Source organism: Pseudomonas sp. YuFO8 (assembly GCF_035065025.1).
GTDB classification, from domain to species: Bacteria; Pseudomonadota; Gammaproteobacteria; order Pseudomonadales; family Pseudomonadaceae; genus Aquipseudomonas; species Aquipseudomonas putida_AE.
Genome location: NZ_JAXDEQ010000002.1, coordinates 72170 through 88118, shown reverse-complemented (window position 1 = coordinate 88118; position 15949 = coordinate 72170). Strand labels below are relative to the sequence as shown.

Sequence of the window (15949 nt, the reverse complement as noted above, 5' to 3'; positions counted from 1 at the left end):
TCCTACAGTTGTTCAGCGGTGTGGCTGAGCTATCATTGCGTTTTTCCCATTCAAAGATTGACTGCCATGACTGCTGCAACCGACACCTTGCTCAACGCCCTCGAACACTGCGGGATGGTCGAAATCGACGGCTACCACGCCTTCGAGTTCTCCCTCGATGAAGACGACAACCTGCACATCGAATGCATGGACGGTCGCAATGCCCTGCACTGGGAATTCACTCCCGCGCAGATTCAGGCGGCAACGTTCGATGCGACCTTGCAAAGCTGGCTGATCAATGACAACAACGGCGAACACCGCCTGGTCTGCCTCGGCGACGTCGTCAGCGGTGACAACGACGACGATGATCAACAGGATGCGTAACCTCTGGCCGCTATTGATCGCCGGTAGCATCGGCGCGATGGGCGTACAGGTGGCGGCCGCCGACGACTATCAATTGCTCGTGGGTTCCTACACGGCTGGCCAAAGCCAGGGCATCTATCGCCTGGCCTTCGACAGCGCCACCGGGCAGATCGACGCCAAGCCGCTGCAGGTGATCAACAGCGAAAATCCGTCCTGGCTGACCCTGTCCAAGGACCAGCAGCGCCTGTTCGTGGTCAATGAAAATGGCCCGGGCCAGGCCGATCCGGTCGGGCGCGTGAGCAGTTATGCCATTGACCCCAAGACCCATGAGTTAAGCCTGATCAACCAGGTACAGAGCCTGGGCAACGAGCCGACGCATTCGGGTCTCAGCCTTGATGCCAGCCACTTGTTCGTCAGCAACTACTCGGTATCTGAAGATCCGGGTGGCACCCTGGCGGTGTTGCCGCTGGCGGCCGATGGCACGCTCAAGCCTGTGGTGCAGATGAGCAGCCATCCGGCCAGTCGGGTCAATCCCGAGCGGCAGACGTCGGCGCATGTGCATTCGACGGTCTCGTCGCCCGATGGCAACTATGTGTTTTCCAACGACCTGGGGGCGGACAAGGTGTTTGTCTACCGCTTCGACCCCAAGGCCAATCCCGACTTGCCGTTGACCCCGGCGACTCCCTCGTTCGTTCAGTTGCCACCGGGCAGCGGGCCGCGCCATTTGCTGTTCAGTGCCGATGGCAAGCATGCCTGGCTGACCATGGAAATGAGCGCGCAAGTGGCGGTGTTCGATTACCGCGACGGCAAGCTGGAGCAAACCCAGATGGTCGACCTGGCTGCGGGTCAGCCGGTTTCGGACAAGGCCGCCGCGGCATTGCATGCCTCGAAGGACGGCAAGTTCCTCTATGTCAGCAACCGTGGCACCGCCAACCAGTTACTGGTGTTCGCCATCGACCCAGCCACCGGCCACCTCAAGGAGCTGCAACGTCGCGCGGTAGAAGGCGACCATCCCCGGGAATTCAGCCTCGATCCGAGTGGCAAGTTCCTGCTGATCGCCAACCAGAAAAGCAACCGGATTGTCGTCGTCGAGCGCGATGCCAAGACTGGCTTGTTGGGTAAGACCGTGCAAAACCTGCCGATGGATGCCCCCAGTGACCTGAAATTCCTGGTGCGTCAATAGGCCGCAGGCCCCGGTTGATGGGGCCTGCATCCTTCTATCGATGAGCGTGATATGTGGAAGTGCTACAAAGCATTTCAAGCGGCTAAGCCTCGAGGGTTAAGTTTGCTTCACGGCCCCACCGGCCAGGCAAGCCAACTGACTTCGAGGAACTCCCGCATGAACTTCAATCTCTTCTCCGTGATCGCCGCTTCCGCCATTTCCGCCACCGTTGCCCTGCCAGCCAGCGCCAACGTTGAAATCAGCGACAAAAAATCCCACACCCAGAGCTACACCCAGAAATACTTGCAACAGAGTGCCAACTTCTACGCCGCGCTGGACCACAAAAACCAGCACTGAAATTCCAGCCCTGCCGCCTTTATGCAGGAGCGAAGTCACTTGCCGATCGAAGCCCAGGCCGCGAAAGGCGTTGAAGTGATGTCGCTCCTGCATAACGCGTTTGCGACAAGCCATCCTGTAATGCTTGATATCAGGTGGCCATGCCTCTAAATTTGACGCTGATTTTTTGACTCCTCCTTCATCAGAAAAGGATTGCCAAAATGACCCTGCGTCTCGCCGTCGTACTGCTGTCCCTCTACTCGACCCCCATCCTGTCCGCTGCCGTACCCATTCCCGGCGAACCTGACGCTGCCCGCGAGCGCATGATGAGTTTTATTGAAGACTGAGATAGTCTGGGTTAATGATCAACGAAGTTGATATTTGCTATGCATCAGACTCGTTGGTTACCGGTGCTTTTTTGATTGATTCTGTGGACTCTGAAACATGTCCACGGAGTTCATCATGGCCAGCTCGATCATCACCTCTGCCAAACACGGCGCCTATGTGGCTATCGGTCTTTACCTGGTCATGGTGCTGGTCATCAGTCTTTCGCCGCAGTCACAGCAAAGCGTCGAACCGCCGATTCATGTCGCACACCCTGGCATCCAGTTTGAACATCGCGCACAGCAGGCGATGGTCGATCCGGCGGAACTGGCGGGAGTGGGCGGAGCATGAACCGTTGCAAACTTTTGGTCATCGCTTTCCTGGCCTTCATCACCAACGGATTTTCCTTGCTGGGGATAGGGCAAGGTTCGATAGGCGGCGTAGCCCGGGCCATTGAGGCCAATCACAACATTGCGCGCAACATCGAAACGGCAAAGGCCATGGGCATGCTGGCCGGCAATCCGCCGATCAAGTCCGAGGAAAGTTTTTTCGGACCGTTCCAGGTGGATTGCTCGGCCATTGGCATGTGTGAAGTGTTGGCGTAACAGAGGGGGCTATTTCTTCATGATCGATGTGAACAAATCGGACTCCAGAAACCGCTGCAGCCACGCCTGCAGACGTCGATAGGGCGTTTGCGCGAACCACTCGCGGTCGACATGGGCGAATTGCCGTATGAACGGCATCAGCGCCACGTCGGCCAGGCTCGGGTGATCCGTGAGCAGGTAGTCGCGTCCCTCCAGTAACTCATCCAGTTTGCGCAGGAACACCTCGCCTTCGGCGCGATAGAACGCCATCGGTTGCTCAGGATAGCGCTCGGCGTACTTGTAGCGATTGAGGTGCACTTTGAAGTGCTGATCGTTCTCCTCGATCAACGCCTCGATGGCCAACTGTCCTTGCGGATCATCCTTGAGCAACCAGTCCTGCGGGTCATGGCGGGCGACGGCCCAGCGCATGATGTCCAGGCTTTCATCGATGACCTGGCCGTCCACGTCCAGCACCGGCACCGTGCCTTTGCTCGACAGTGCGAGCATGTCGGCGGGTTTGGCCTTGAGGCTGACTTCGACAATGTCCACGGGCACTTCGCAGTAGCGCAGCGCCATTCGCGCTCGCATGGCGTAGGGGCAGCGGCGGAACGAGTAGAGCGTGATCATTTCACCTCCAGGGTGCTCAGGCCGTTGCCCTGGCGGCGGACCTGGATCTGCACCGGAATCCGCTCATGCATTTCCTGCACATGGGAGATCACCGCGACCTTGCGCCCCTGGGCCTGCAGGCCGTCGAGGGCGTCCATCGCCAGTTGCAGGGACTCCGGGTCGAGGCTGCCGAAGCCTTCGTCGATGAACAGCGATTCGATTTTCAGCGTGCTCGAGGCCATCGATGCAAGTCCCAACGCCAGGGCCAGCGACACCAGGAAGGTCTCGCCACCGGACAACGAATGCACCGAACGCAGCTCGTCGCCCATCTCGGTGTCCATCACCAGCAAACCGAGCATGCTGCCGCCGCGTTTCAGGCGATAGCGCCGTACCAGTTGGCGCAATTGCACGTTGGCGTGGTGCACCAGCAGGTCGAGGTTGTAGGCCTGGGCGATCTTGCGGAAGGTGTCGCCGGTGGCCGAACCGATCAACGCGTTCAGGCGTGCCCAGCGCTGGTATTCGCTGTACGCGTCGGCGATCTGTTGCGCGAGGGCCTGATTGGCGTTCTGCCGGCGCTGATCCTCAGCCTGTTCGGCACGCAGTTCGGCGCAGAGCTGCTCGCTGACGCCGAACTGGTTTTGTAACTCGGTAAGCGCGTTGGCGAGCTGTTCGTCATCGAGGTTGCCGTTGTGCTGCGCCTGATGATCGAGCAAGCGCTTGTCGCGCTCCTGTAGCAGGACATTGGCCTGTTCGATGGCTTTTTCGCTGTGCTGCAAGCGTTGGCGCAGTTCGCTGACATGGGCGTCGTCGACCCGCAGCAGGTCGTCCAGGCCAGCGTCATCCAGTTCCGGGTGGCGGGCGCGCCAGTCGGCGATTTTGTCGCCGAGCTCGCGCTGTTCGCTTTCCAGGGTGTGCAAACGCTCTTGCTGCGCCTTGAGTTCGGCGGCGATTCGCACGAGCTGCGTGAGTACGTTCTGCAGTTCCGTGGCCGTCGTGGTTTCGGCGTTGCGCGCCTGTTCCACGTCCTGCTCCAGCTGCTGCTGCCACTGTTCGGCGCTGGCGTGGGAGGCGAGCAATTGTCCGAGCGCCTGCTGGCTCGCCTGTTGTTGCGCGGCCAGTGCATTGAACTGCTGCTCGGCGGTTTGCAATTGTTGCACACGGGTTTGCTGCCGATCCTGTTCCTTCTCCAGGTGTTGCTGACGCTGTTGCTGCTCGGCAAGTTCTTCCTTTTGCTGATCGAGTTGCGCCAGGCGCTCGGCGATCTGCCGATCGAGCTGCATGAAGGTCGCGGCGGGCTCGAGACGTAGCGCTTCCAGGGTGTCGGCTGGCAACAGGCTGGCAAACGCGCCGAGTTCTTCGTCCAGGCGCTGGCGGTCATTGCCCAGCTCACGCTGTTGATTGTCCAGATGCTGGGCCGCTTGCTGGTGCGCGGTTTCGGCGTGGCGCAATTGCTGGGTCAGGCGCGCGGCGTCCTGTTGCAGGGTGAGCAGGGCGGTTTGCCGTTGTTCGTCCTGGCTGATGCTCTGGTTCAACTGGGTGTTTTGCTGGCTGAGCCAGGCGCCGCGCTTGGCGTAGTCCTGATTGTGCAGGGCGGTGGCCAGCGGATGCGCTTCCAGGCTTGGCGCCAGGGCTTGTTGCTGGGTCGCCAAATGTTCCTGCTGTTGCAGCAGTTCTTTTTGCTGGGCGATCAGTCCGCCCACTTCCGCCCGCAGTTCGGTCAGCGTTTCCTTGAGCTGGTCGACCGCTTTTTGGGCCGTTGCCTGCTCGCTTTCATCATGGCGACCCAGGCTTTGCAACAGGGCTTCGGGTTGATGATAGGGATGCTCGTTGCTGCCGCAGACAGGGCAGGGCTGGTCATCCTGCAACTGCGCGCGCAGTTCCTCGACACTGGCGCTGCGGGCCAGGCGCTGGCGCTCCAGCAGCTCGCGGGTGACGGTCAGGGTCTGCTCGGCAACGGCGAGTTCAGCCTTGGCCTTTACCCCGTCCTGGGTCAGGCGCTCACGTTCCTGTTGCGCAGCGACCTGGCGTTGCTGCAACTCGGCGCCGCGCTGGTCCAGGTCCTGCTGGCTGTCCCACAGCCGCGTCAGGTCTTCGATGGCCCGCAATTGCTTGCGGTTGTCCTGCAACAGGCTGCCGAGGATGCCGATCTGCTCGGCGACGGCGTCTGGTTCGGCGCCGGCCTCCTTGAACAGCACCTCCAGTTGCTGTTTCTGCGCAGTGAACGCCTGCGTGGTGCGCACGGCGTTCTGTTCGAGGTTGGCCAGTTCGGCCTGGCCCTTGTTCAGGCGATTGCCGATCAGCATCAGCTGTTGCAGGCGATCGCGGTAAGCGTTCCATGCCTCGCTCAAGGGCGCCAGATGTACGCTCTGTTCCAGCTCGGCCGCCATGCGCTGCAAGTGTTCGCCAGCCCGGGCCTGTTGCTCGTGCAAGGTTTGAATCGCGCTTTGGCCCTGGGTGCAGGCTTGCTCGGCGCTCTGTCTGGCTTCGGCGGCCAGGGCCGTGTCCTTCGCCAGGCGGGCGAGGGTGCTTTGTTCCTCGAAGGCCTGACGCAACAGCGGCGCACATTCGGTTTGCCGTTGTTGCGCTTCACCCAATGCGATCCGGGTCGTGCCAAGGGCCTGTTCCAGTAGCGCCTGACGCTCGCTGAGTTCGCCGTGCTGGCGGGTATGCTGGGCGATTTGCTCGGCCAAGGGCGTGAGTAACGCATCGACCTCGGACTTGCGGGCGAACTGGTGCCGTTGCGGGGCGAGCTGCTCCAGGCGCGTCAGCTGCACGCGCTCGCCGGCCAGGCTTTCCCAGGTTTGGCGGGCGCTGTGCAGTTGTTCGGCAGCAGCCAGTTGCGCGTCATGCAAACGGCGCAGTTCGCTGAGCCAGGTGTGCTGCAGTTCAAGCTGCTTGAGCTGCGCCTGCTGATGTCTAAGCTGCTGCTGCGCGGCCTGGAAGCGCTCGTCGAGCTCGGCGCGGGCCTCAGGCGCCAGGGGCGTGACGCCGCTGGCCTGGTCCTGCAGCAATTTGTGGGCTTCGCGGGCTTCTTTGGTCTTGTCGAAGGCCCGCCGGCCCAGCCGGGTGTATAGCGCCGTGTCGGTGAGTTTTTCCAGGAGTTCGCTGCGGTCGTTGTCATCGGCCTTGAGGAAGGCGCTGAACTCGCTCTGCGCCAGCAGCACGGCCCGGGTGAACTGTTCGAAATTCAGGCCCAGTGCGGCTTCGAGCTGGGTCTTGTATTCACCTTTCTGGCTGGCCAGCAGTTGATCCTGATCGAGGTCGCGCAGGCTCTGGCGGCTGGCTTGCAGTTTGCCACCGGCCTTTTCCCGGGCGCGATTGGCTTCCCAGCGTGCGCGATAACGGCGGCCGTCGACGCCGACAAAATCCACTTCGGCATATCCTTCGCCGGTGCCGCGGCGCAACAGGGTGCGCGGGTCGCCGGTGCCGATTTCGCCATCGGCGTCCGGCACCTTGGCGTCGCGCCCGGTGTTGTTCAGCCGCGGCACGGCACCGAACAGGGCCAGGCACAACGCGTCGAGCAGGGTGCTCTTGCCGGCGCCGGTGGGGCCGGTGATGGCGAACAGTCCGGCACTGGCCAGGGGTTCGGCGGTGAAGTCGATTTCAAACGGCCCGGCCAGTGAGGCGAGATTTTTCAGGCGGATGGCGAGGATCTTCATGGCTGTTCGTCCTCCATCTGCACGTCTTGCAGCAGCTCGGCAAAGTCCTTTAGGGTTTGCTCATCGACCTCGCTGCCGTAGTTGTCCTGCCAGGCACGGCTGAACAGTTCATGGGGCGTGAGCTGGTCCAGTTCGATCAACCCGGCACCTTCATCGGCACCTTCGCGGCTGCCGTTGCCGGCGTATTCGGCGGCGATGCGCACCAGGCGCACGGCCTTGCCTTCCAGGGCGCTTTCCACTTGATGGCGCAAGTCCGGTTGCGGCTCGTCGAGGCGTACCCGCACTTCCAGCCAGGGCTGGCGCTGGTAGTCGGCCAGCAGGTCGATGATCGGCAGGTCGGCCAGTTGCACAAGGATGTCGGCCAGGGGCGCAGGGCCGATACGTTGCAGGTTCGCTGAGCGAGGGATCAGTTTCGGTTCGACGCTGACCAGGGTTTCGCCGTCGAGTGTGATGACGAGAATCTGATGCTGGTAGCCGATCTCCGAGAACGACAACGGAATGGGCGAGCCGCTGTAGCGAATGCGCTCCTCGCCGTTGACCTTCTGTGGCTTGTGCAAATGCCCCAGGGCGACGTAGCTGATGGTCGGTCCGAACAGGCTGGCGGGCAGCGCTTCGGCGTTGCCGATGATCAGGCTGCGTTCGGAGTCTTCCGACACCGAACCACCGGCCATGTGCGCATGGCTGATGGCGATCAGTGCCTGTCCGGTCTGCCGTTTGGCATTGGCCGCTTCAATCAGCCATTCGTGAACCTGGCCGATGCCGCGCAAATAGTTGTCGCCCAGATGGGCGCCGGTGACTTCGGCCGGGCGCAGGAACGGCAGCGCCAGGCACCAGGCAGCAATGTCGCCTTGGGCATTTGGCAGTGGCAGCAACAGGCGCTCGGCGTCCAGTTGCCCGTCATCCAGCCACAGCACGCGGCCCAGGGCATGGGTGCGCAAGCGGCGCATCAAGGGCGCGGGCAGTTCGATGCGTGAGCCGGAATCGTGGTTGCCGGCGATCATCACGATGGTCAGCAAGGGTTGCTGCTCATGGGCGCTGACGATGAAGTCGTAAAGGCGTTCCTGGGCTTTGACCGGCGGGTTGACCGTGTCGAAGATGTCGCCGGCGATCAGCAGCACATCCGGCTGATCCAGTTTGAGCTGGCGCAGCAGCCAGTCGAGAAAACAGCCGTGCTCGAAATCACGATCCTGGCCGTGCAGGTTCTGCCCGAGGTGCCAGTCGGAGGTGTGGAACAGACGCAAGGGCAACTCCGCTACAAAAAAGGTGATGGCCGCGAAGACAAATGATGGCGGCGAAAGGGGAGAGAGTTTACTGGCAAAAGACTGTTGTTGCAGAACACCTTTAAAGGTCAAGACGTCTGCATTCGGTGTTGAAAACCTGCGACCGTCTGTCCCCACTGTCAGATCTGTCAGTAGGCGCCAGGGCGAGCCGGGTATTCAATGGATTCGAGCATGGAGCCTTACAGTGCAAGCGACAGGGTGTGCTTTCCAATAGAAGGGAGGCGAGGCAGGTCGGACAGTGGCTGATGTGGTTAGGGCGTTACATGTGATTCCAGGGTTATCGAAGTTACTACGATTGTTAATGGAGAAATACGATGTCACAGGGTCGTCCGAACTCTATCAGTAGAAGCAACAATGCGCGTCATGGCCACGTTTTTTCTCCCTCTTCACGGGCACATTTTGAGTGGCTCGCGGGGAGACTCGACTTAGGGGCTCTGAACCAACGCGAGTCCGGCAAGTTTTTTCCTCTGACTGCCGGCGGGCTCAGGGATACTTTTGCCAAAGATGACGACGCCAACGTCCCGCCGCCTCCGGATGGAAAAATTGCCAGTGCCAATCAACTGACCGGTGCACAACTGGATGAACCAGGGAGTCATTGGAAAAAACATGATGTGCGAAGTGGCGAAACGCTGGACATTTCCTGGCGTTTCAGCGCGAAGCACGCGACCCGGCGCTGGAACTATTTCATGACCAGGGAAGGTTGGGATCCTGACAAGGTCCTGTCGCGCGACCAGTTTGAAGCGGAGCCGTTTTACACAGTGCAAATCAACCTGCAACCGCATTGGTCCCATGGCGAGCAAATGTTGCCCGCTTCACCCACCACCCATGGTGTCCCACTACCGGAACGGGACGGGTACCACGCATTGCTGGCCGTCTGGGAAGTGGCCAACACTTCCATGGCTTTTTACCAAGTGATTGATCTGAATTTCGTGCCACCGGAAGGCGGCGGTGAACGGCCGGATCCACCGACTGGACTGGCTGCTGTCAAGGTCACTGACAAGCAGGTACTGTTGAATTGGAATGCAGGAACCGGTCCCTTTCCGATCGCCTCCTACCGCATTTCGCGTAACGGAAGATTTTTGGTTGATGTAGACGCTCCGAATCTTGCTTTTGCCGATAACAGCGTGGCGCCTGAAACCCAGTACACATATGCCATCAGCGCGGTCGACGATCGCAGCCATATCTCTGCGCCCAGCCGGCCGATTCAGGTGCATACCTTGCCAGAAGGTGGCGCGGGGCCTACCGCTCCGACAAACCTGCACAGCATGGGCCAGACCACACAAAGTGTCAGCCTGATGTGGGGGGCATCCACCGGCACGGACCCAATAGTCGACTACCTGATCTATCGGGACGACATTCATATCAAAACCGTGAGCGTCACTCAGACCTCTTTTGTCGACTCTGGCCTCACACCAGACACCCCATACCGTTACGCGGTGAAAGCGCGCGACCTGAACAACAAGCTTTCGTCGTCCAGTAACGTTCTGAGCGTCAGCACTGAGAGTGGCGGGGGCGAGTATCCGGCATGGAAACTGAACACTCAGTATGCAAAAGACCAGCGAGTGAGACACGCTGCAAAGAACTGGTCCTGCCTTCAGGCACACACCTCCTACGTAGAAGACTGGGCCCCTGGGGTGGGCGACAATGTGCTTTGGGTCAAACTGGCCTGACCTTTGACGGACTCATTGTGCTTTGCTGAAAGGCCTTGATGATCGCAGCCTGCGGCAGCCCTTGGAGGGGCTGCCGCAGGCTGCGATCTTTTGATTTTATTTCGGATAAAGCGGCGGCAACCCACTGTCCCCAACCGGATCCTGAACCCGTTCGGCAATCGGAATCGTCCGGATCGCCCGCCACAAATCTTCCCCTTGCCAATGCTGGCCGGTTTCGCTGTACAGAGCGCCGTTCAAACCGTCGAGGGCGTCGGACAGCGGGACGAAGCGGGCGGCCATGTCGGCCAGGGTTTCCGGTTGCTGGCGGGCCCAGGCGTCGAGCGCCTGGCGGGTGGCGTGGGAGTCGTTGGCCTGGCAGGCACGCTTGAGGTCGTCGAGCACCGTGCGTGGGCTCGGGCCGGTTTGTGCCGCCCGCAGGATTGCCGGTTGCCAGCGTGCCCGCCACCAGAGGCCGAACCCCAGCAGGGTGGTGCAGGCGAGGATCAGGGTGCTGAGTTTCCAGCGCCAGAGGGTTTCGTTGCTGGCACTGCTGTCCATTGGTGTGGCGCCGGCCGGAGTATCGACCAGCAGGCTCGGATTGGCCGCCACCTGCAGGGTCCGGGCGGGCAGGCTGCTGTGCTCCAGATGGTCTTCGAAGGTGTTCCACCAGACCACCTCGACCGACGGCAAGTCGATGGCGCCGCTGCGCGAAGGCACCAGCGCCTCGCGATCTTCGCGGCTGCCCACCAGGCCTCGTTCGGTATTCTGGTTACCCAGCACCGGTTGATCGGGATAGCGCCGCAGGCCACTGACCTCGGTGCCGGGCAGGGGTGGCAGCTGTGAACTGGCCAGGCCTTCGGCCTTGACCGTCAGGCTGCGGGTGAGCGAATCGCCGACCTGGACGTGTTCCGGCTCTGGATTCCAGCTTTCACTCAGGGTCAGGCTGCGAGCCGGTAGCCAGGGCAGGTCGGCGGGATAGGTGATGGGTTTGGCCTTGACCGTCAGCAGGATCTCGCCGGAGCTGACGCGCATCAACTTGCCGGATTTCGGCGCTTGGGCGCTGGCGTCCTGCACGGGCTGCGCCTCCACCAGTGCGGCATTGAATATCTGCGCCGGGATGATCAGTTCACCGCTGTGTTGCGGGTAGATCGCGTAGCGCATCTCGATCACGCCATGGCGAATGCCGTTGATGTCTTTCTCGTAGGTGCGTGACTCGCCGAGCTGTTCGATGCGCGCGTTGGGAATTTGCAAGGGCGGCAGGCTGCTGTCGTCGTACAGGGACACCGAATGGTAGATGCGCAAGGTCAGGATCGCCTGGGCCTGCACGTACACGGTGGTCTGATCGAGGCTGGCGTCGATGAACACCGCTGCCTGCTTGTTCGGGCTCGCCTGGGTGTCGCTCTCGACCACTTGCACGGTGATCGGCTGGCTCTGCACGTCGCCCAGCGCGAGCGGGGGGATCACCAGGGTGCCGTTGTGCAAGGGCAGCAGGGTGACGATCCAGCGGGTGGTGGCCTGGTTGTCGCCATTGAGGGTGTTCAACTGGTTGACCTGGCGGGTGCCACGCACTTCGAACAGGGGCTCCAGTGGCGTCAGGTCCGGCTTGCCGAACTGGGTCACGTCGTTGGATTCCAGGGTCAGTTCGATGGTCTCGCCGGAATTCAGGCGAGCCCGGTCGACACTGGCGACCAGCTCGGCTGCCTGGGCCTGCACGACACAGAGCAACAAGGCGGGCAGCGGGGCGAGCATGAAGGCGGTGAAGCGGGTCATCGAGTTTTTCCCTGATCCTGATGTTGTTGCTGTTCGTACCAGAACTTGCGTCTGAGCAATTCACCCGGGTCGTCCGGGATCTGCCTGAGCCATTGCTCCAGCGCCTGCTGCTGCTCGGCATCGAGACTGTCGCTGGTCGGGGGCATGGGGGCAATGGTGTGCTGTTCATCTCCCAGTTCGCTGCCCGGGACCTCGTTGGCGCCGGGGCGCGGCGGTGTTGTGGCGGACGGCTCGGTGGCGGCTTGGGTCGGTTCGCCAGCGGTTTGCGGCTCACCCGTTGTCGACGGCTGCGCAACGCTACTGGGTGGTGTTTCCTGCGCCGAATCGGCGGCCTCCTCATTGGCGGCTTTGTCAGGGGCGGGCGCGGTGGCTTGCTGCTTGAGCAGGCTTTCCACCAGGGCCTTGTTGGTCAGGGCCGGGCGCAGATCCGGTTGGCGTTCGAGGGCCTGTTCATAAGCATCCACGGCCGCCTCCAGCTCGCCGCTTTTGGCCAGGGCGTTGCCACGATTGTAGTGGGCGTGGGCGTCGTTGCCCTCGGCGAACCGCTGGGCGGCGCCCGTGTAGTCGCCGGCTTCGTAGAGAGCCACGCCTTGCCACTGGTGATCTTCGAAGTGCCGGGCCGCCTCGGCCGGGCGTTTCTGCTTGAGCAAGTGCTGGCCCTGCTGGTCGGGGCGCAGCCACAGGTCCTGGAAGTCGAAGGCATAGCCCGGTTGCGGCAGCATGAAAAATAGCGGCAGGCAGAACAACCAGCCGCGACGACCGGCGCAGGCGGCCAGCAACAGCAGCGGCAACAGCAGCCAGTAGCCCTGGTCGGCCCAGGTGTCGAGGCGCAGGGTCTGGCCGTCGTTGCGCAGGTTGCGCGGCCCGTCGAGCAGGCCGAGGGCGCGCAGATCGCCATCGCTCAGGCGCGCGTGGCGGTAGTGTCCGTCCAGCTCGTTGACGAAGGCCTTCAGGCCGGGCTCATCCAGGCGCGACACCAGGATCGCTCCCTGTTCGTCCTTGAGGAAACTGCCATCCTCCTGGGTGATTGGGGCGCCGTCGGCGGTGCCGATGCCAAGCATGAGCAATTGCGTCGACTTGCCGCTCAAGGCGCGGCTGATGCCCAGGCGCTCCGGTTCGCTCAGGGAAGTGCCGATCAACAGGATCCGACCGTCGCCCAGTGCGGCCTGTTCCAGCAAGGCCAGGGCCTTGACCACCGCCAGATCGGCACGCTGGCCGGCTTCGGGCATCAACGACGGCTTGAGCGCATCGAGCAGGTTGCGGCTGGTGGACAGGTCGTCCGACAGCGGCACCAGGGTGTGGGCGCTGCCGGCGTAGACGACGATTGCAGTCTGCGCGTCGTTGCGGCTTTGCAGCAGGTCGAAGAGTTTGCGCCGGGCCTGTTCCAGGCGGTTTGGCTGAACGTCGGTGGCGAGCATTTGCGGGGTCAGCTCAAGGATTACCACCAGCGGGTCAGCGGGTTTCTGGCTGATCTGCTCGACGCGGGAAAAGCTCGGTCCGATCAATGCGACGACAGCGATCGACCAGGCCAGGCCCAGGGCGATCCACGGCAGTTTGCTTTCGCGTCCGCTGCCGCCACTGAGCAACGCCGCATGGAACGCCGGCGGCAGGATCATCTGCCAGCGCCCCGCGCGCTTCTGCCGATGCCACAGTTTCCAGAGCAACCAGCCAAGCAGCGGCAGCGACAGCAGCCACCAGGGGCGGAAAAAGTACGGCCAGAGTGCGCTCATCGGCGCCTCCGCAGGCGCAGGCGTTTGAGGCGCTGGCGCCAGTCAGGCAATGGCGATTGCAAGAACAGGTCCTTGGTGAAAAATCGTTGCAGCGGGTTGTCCGGCCACAGCTCGCGCACCACCAGCAGCATGCTCAGCCACAACGCCAGCGCCAGCGGCCAGTGGTACAACGCCTGGGCCGGACGGGCCTGGGTCGGTTGCTGGGTCACGGGCTCCAGTTTGTCGAGGGTGCCCTTGATCGCTTGCAGTTCCTGGCCATCGCGAGCGCGGAAGTACTGGCCGCCGGTGGCGTCGGCGATCGCCTTCAAGGTGGGTTCGTCAAGATCCAGGCTCGGATTGATCCCCAGGAAACCGGGGGTGCCGCTTTCTTCCGGGTCGGCGCCGATACCGATCGGGTAGATTTTCACCCCTTCCTTGGCCGCCAGGCGCGCGGCGGTCAGCGGATCGATTTCGCCGCCGTTGTTGGCGCCATCGGTGACCAGAATCAACACGCGGCTTTGCGCCGGGCGTTGTCGCAGGCGCTTGAGGGCCAGGCCGATGGCGTCACCGATGGCGGTGTTCTTGCCGGCGATGCCGATACGCGCTTCGTCGAGCCAGACGCGCACGGTATGCCGGTCAAACGTCAGGGGTGCCTGCACGTACGCCCGGCTGCCGAACAGGATCAGCCCGACCCGGTCGCCGTCGCGACTTTCGAGGAAATCGCCGAGCAAATGCTGGACCAGGGTGAGGCGGCTGACGTCATCGTCCTGCCACTGCATATCGGGAAAGTCCATCGAACCGGACACGTCCACCGCCACCAGCAGGTCGCGCCCGCTGGCTGCAATCGGCAACGGCTCGCCGAGCCATTGCGGGCGCGCGGCGGCGCTCAGCAGCAGCAACCAGAGCAGCAAAAACGGCGCCTGCTGACGCCAGGCGGGCAAGTTGGCCCGGGCGCGGCGTTTGGCCAGGCCTTCGAGGTCAGCGAGAAAACTGACCTTGAGTGCCGGTTCGCCACTGTCGGCCACCGGCAACAGCACACGCATCAACCAGGGCAGCGGCAGCAGGGCGAACATCCACGGCCAGGCGAACTCAAACATGTTTGCGAATCCAGGTGTCGACCGCCTGGGTCAGGCCGGCGATGGCCTTGTCGTCCAGCTTGCATTCGGGCTTGTAGGCGCCTTCGACCAGCACCATCCAGCGGGTCAGGCCGGCAGCGGGGCAGCGGTTGTCGAGAAAAGCCAGCCATTTGCGGCCATTGAGGGTATGGCTCTGGCTGTAGGGGTAATGGTTGCGGCACAGACGCTTGAGCAGGCCATTGAGTTGCTGCAGCCAGGCACCGGCGGGCGCGCCGTCGTAAGGTTTGGGCATGCGCGCCAGTTCCGCCAGTGCGGCCACGCGCACCGGGTCCAGCGGTTGTTCGACGGGGGCTACCGGTTGCTGGCGAGTCAATAGGTGCCGCAGCTTCCACAGGCCAAAGCCGATGGCCGGCAGCAACAGCAGCAGCAACCACCAGCCCGGTGCCGGCGGCCAGAACTCCACGGGGGGCGGAGAAATCAGTGGCTGCAACTGCTCGAGACTGCTCATCGACCTTTCCCCGGCTGCTGTGGGTTGAGGTACTCGCGCAGTTGCTCGACCATTTCACTTTGCGTGCTCAGCGGCATCAACAACACTCGAAGCTTCTGTGCCAGCAGCTCCCAGCGGGCGATGCGCGCTTCGGCCTGGGCGCGGTAGGTCTGGCGCAGGTCGAAGTTGAGCGTGTCGAGTTCCAGTTGTGCGCCACGCTCGGCGAAGCGCAACAGTCCGGCGGCAGGCAGGGCATGATCCAGCGGATCGGACAATGGCAGCAGCAACAGGTCGCAATGGCGCGACAACAGGCTCAGCTGTTGTTCGGCGCTTTCGGACAAGGCGCGCTCGTCGCAGATCACGATCGCCAGGCTGCCGGGCCGCAACACCTCCCGCGCGCGGCGCAAGGCAATGCCGAACGCATCGCGATCGGGCTCGCTTTCGGTGTGCAGCGACTGGTTGACCCGCACCAGGCGGTTGAGCAACTGCAGCAGGCTCTGTTTGCTGCGCCTTGGCTTGATTTCGTAATGCTCATTGTCGCCGAACACCAGGCCTCCGACCCGGTCGTTATGCCCCAGCGCGGCCCAGCCGATCAGGCTCGCGGCCTGGGCGGCGAGCACCGACTTGAACATCAGCCCCGAGCCGAAGAACAACCGACGACTCTGCTCGACCATGATGAAGATCGGCCGCTCGCGTTCTTCGTGAAACAGCTTGGTGTGGGGTTCCTGGGTCCGGGCGGTGACGCGCCAGTCGATGCTGCGCACGTCGTCGCCGGCTTGATAAACCCGCACCTGATCGAAATCCACGCCACGGCCCCGCAGCTTGGAGTGGTGCAGGCCGATCAGCGGGCTGCGCTGGCTCGGTGTGGAAAACAGCTGCACTTCACGCACGCGATGACGCATCTCGATCAACTCGGCGAGGCTGACACGGATGCCCGGTTCGGGCGGCAGGATGGCGTTCATCGG

Annotated in this window: 15 protein-coding genes; 7 read left to right on the top strand and 8 right to left on the bottom strand. The window is 62.5% G+C overall.

Annotation, left to right across the window (positions count from 1 at the left end; translation table 11 throughout):
* Window positions 1–66 precede the first annotated feature (66 nt).
* From SOP95_RS02185 to SOP95_RS02160, 6 genes are all read left to right on the top strand, one after another.
* Window positions 67–363, top strand: a complete 297-nt coding sequence (locus SOP95_RS02185) for a DUF5629 family protein (RefSeq protein ID WP_323605828.1) — start codon at window positions 67–69, stop codon at window positions 361–363.
* A complete protein-coding gene (locus SOP95_RS02180; RefSeq protein WP_323605827.1) occupies window positions 356–1525 on the top strand; it encodes a lactonase family protein in 1170 nt (389 codons plus the stop codon). Before SOP95_RS02185 ends, SOP95_RS02180 begins: the two co-directional genes overlap by 8 nt.
* Window positions 1526–1681: 156 nt before the next feature.
* A complete protein-coding gene (locus tag SOP95_RS02175) occupies window positions 1682–1861 on the top strand; it encodes a hypothetical protein (protein ID WP_018926171.1) in 180 nt (59 codons plus the stop codon).
* A gap of 200 nt (window positions 1862–2061) precedes the next feature.
* The gene (locus tag SOP95_RS02170; protein ID WP_274076987.1) at window positions 2062–2187 is read left to right on the top strand and encodes a hypothetical protein; all 126 of its coding nucleotides are present in this window, start codon (window positions 2062–2064) and stop codon (window positions 2185–2187) included.
* A gap of 115 nt (window positions 2188–2302) precedes the next feature.
* On the top strand, window positions 2303–2515 hold the full coding sequence (locus SOP95_RS02165; protein WP_274076986.1) for a hypothetical protein: 213 nt from the start codon (window positions 2303–2305) through the stop codon (window positions 2513–2515).
* Window positions 2512–2769, top strand: a complete 258-nt coding sequence (locus SOP95_RS02160) for a hypothetical protein (RefSeq protein WP_274076985.1) — start codon at window positions 2512–2514, stop codon at window positions 2767–2769. Before SOP95_RS02165 ends, SOP95_RS02160 begins: the two co-directional genes overlap by 4 nt.
* Before the next feature lie 9 nt (window positions 2770–2778).
* Here SOP95_RS02160 and SOP95_RS02155 read toward each other — a convergent pair whose 3' ends face one another.
* From SOP95_RS02155 to SOP95_RS02145, 3 genes are read right to left on the bottom strand one after another with little or no spacing between them, the layout of a single operon-like run.
* Entirely contained in the window at window positions 2779–3375 is a 597-nt protein-coding gene (locus SOP95_RS02155) for a glutathione S-transferase (RefSeq protein ID WP_323605819.1), read from the bottom strand.
* Window positions 3372–7013 (bottom strand): AAA family ATPase, encoded by a 3642-nt coding sequence (locus SOP95_RS02150; protein WP_323605817.1) that lies wholly within the window; start codon window positions 7011–7013, stop codon window positions 3372–3374. Before SOP95_RS02150 ends, SOP95_RS02155 begins: the two co-directional genes overlap by 4 nt.
* Entirely contained in the window at window positions 7010–8254 is a 1245-nt protein-coding gene (locus SOP95_RS02145; protein ID WP_323605816.1) for an exonuclease SbcCD subunit D C-terminal domain-containing protein, read from the bottom strand. Before SOP95_RS02145 ends, SOP95_RS02150 begins: the two co-directional genes overlap by 4 nt.
* Before the next feature lie 353 nt (window positions 8255–8607).
* Here SOP95_RS02145 and SOP95_RS02140 point away from each other — a divergent pair, with 353 nt between their 5' ends.
* On the top strand, window positions 8608–9963 hold the full coding sequence (locus SOP95_RS02140; RefSeq protein ID WP_323605815.1) for a lytic polysaccharide monooxygenase: 1356 nt from the start codon (window positions 8608–8610) through the stop codon (window positions 9961–9963).
* 96 nt (window positions 9964–10059) lie between these two features.
* On the opposite strand, the gene SOP95_RS02135 is transcribed toward SOP95_RS02140, so the two are convergent.
* From SOP95_RS02135 to SOP95_RS02115, 5 genes are read right to left on the bottom strand one after another with little or no spacing between them, the layout of a single operon-like run.
* The gene (locus SOP95_RS02135) at window positions 10060–11712 is read right to left on the bottom strand and encodes a BatD family protein (RefSeq protein ID WP_323605814.1); all 1653 of its coding nucleotides are present in this window, start codon (window positions 11710–11712) and stop codon (window positions 10060–10062) included.
* Window positions 11709–13442 (bottom strand): tetratricopeptide repeat protein, encoded by a 1734-nt coding sequence (locus SOP95_RS02130; protein ID WP_323605812.1) that lies wholly within the window; start codon window positions 13440–13442, stop codon window positions 11709–11711. The genes SOP95_RS02135 and SOP95_RS02130 overlap by 4 nt, the downstream gene beginning before the upstream one ends.
* A complete protein-coding gene (locus SOP95_RS02125) occupies window positions 13439–14518 on the bottom strand; it encodes a vWA domain-containing protein (RefSeq protein WP_274076978.1) in 1080 nt (359 codons plus the stop codon). Before SOP95_RS02125 ends, SOP95_RS02130 begins: the two co-directional genes overlap by 4 nt.
* The gene (locus SOP95_RS02120) at window positions 14511–15005 is read right to left on the bottom strand and encodes a DUF4381 domain-containing protein (RefSeq protein WP_274076977.1); all 495 of its coding nucleotides are present in this window, start codon (window positions 15003–15005) and stop codon (window positions 14511–14513) included. Before SOP95_RS02120 ends, SOP95_RS02125 begins: the two co-directional genes overlap by 8 nt.
* On the bottom strand, window positions 15002–15946 hold the full coding sequence (locus SOP95_RS02115; RefSeq protein WP_274076976.1) for a DUF58 domain-containing protein: 945 nt from the start codon (window positions 15944–15946) through the stop codon (window positions 15002–15004). Before SOP95_RS02115 ends, SOP95_RS02120 begins: the two co-directional genes overlap by 4 nt.
* Window positions 15947–15949: the final 3 nt, after the last annotated feature.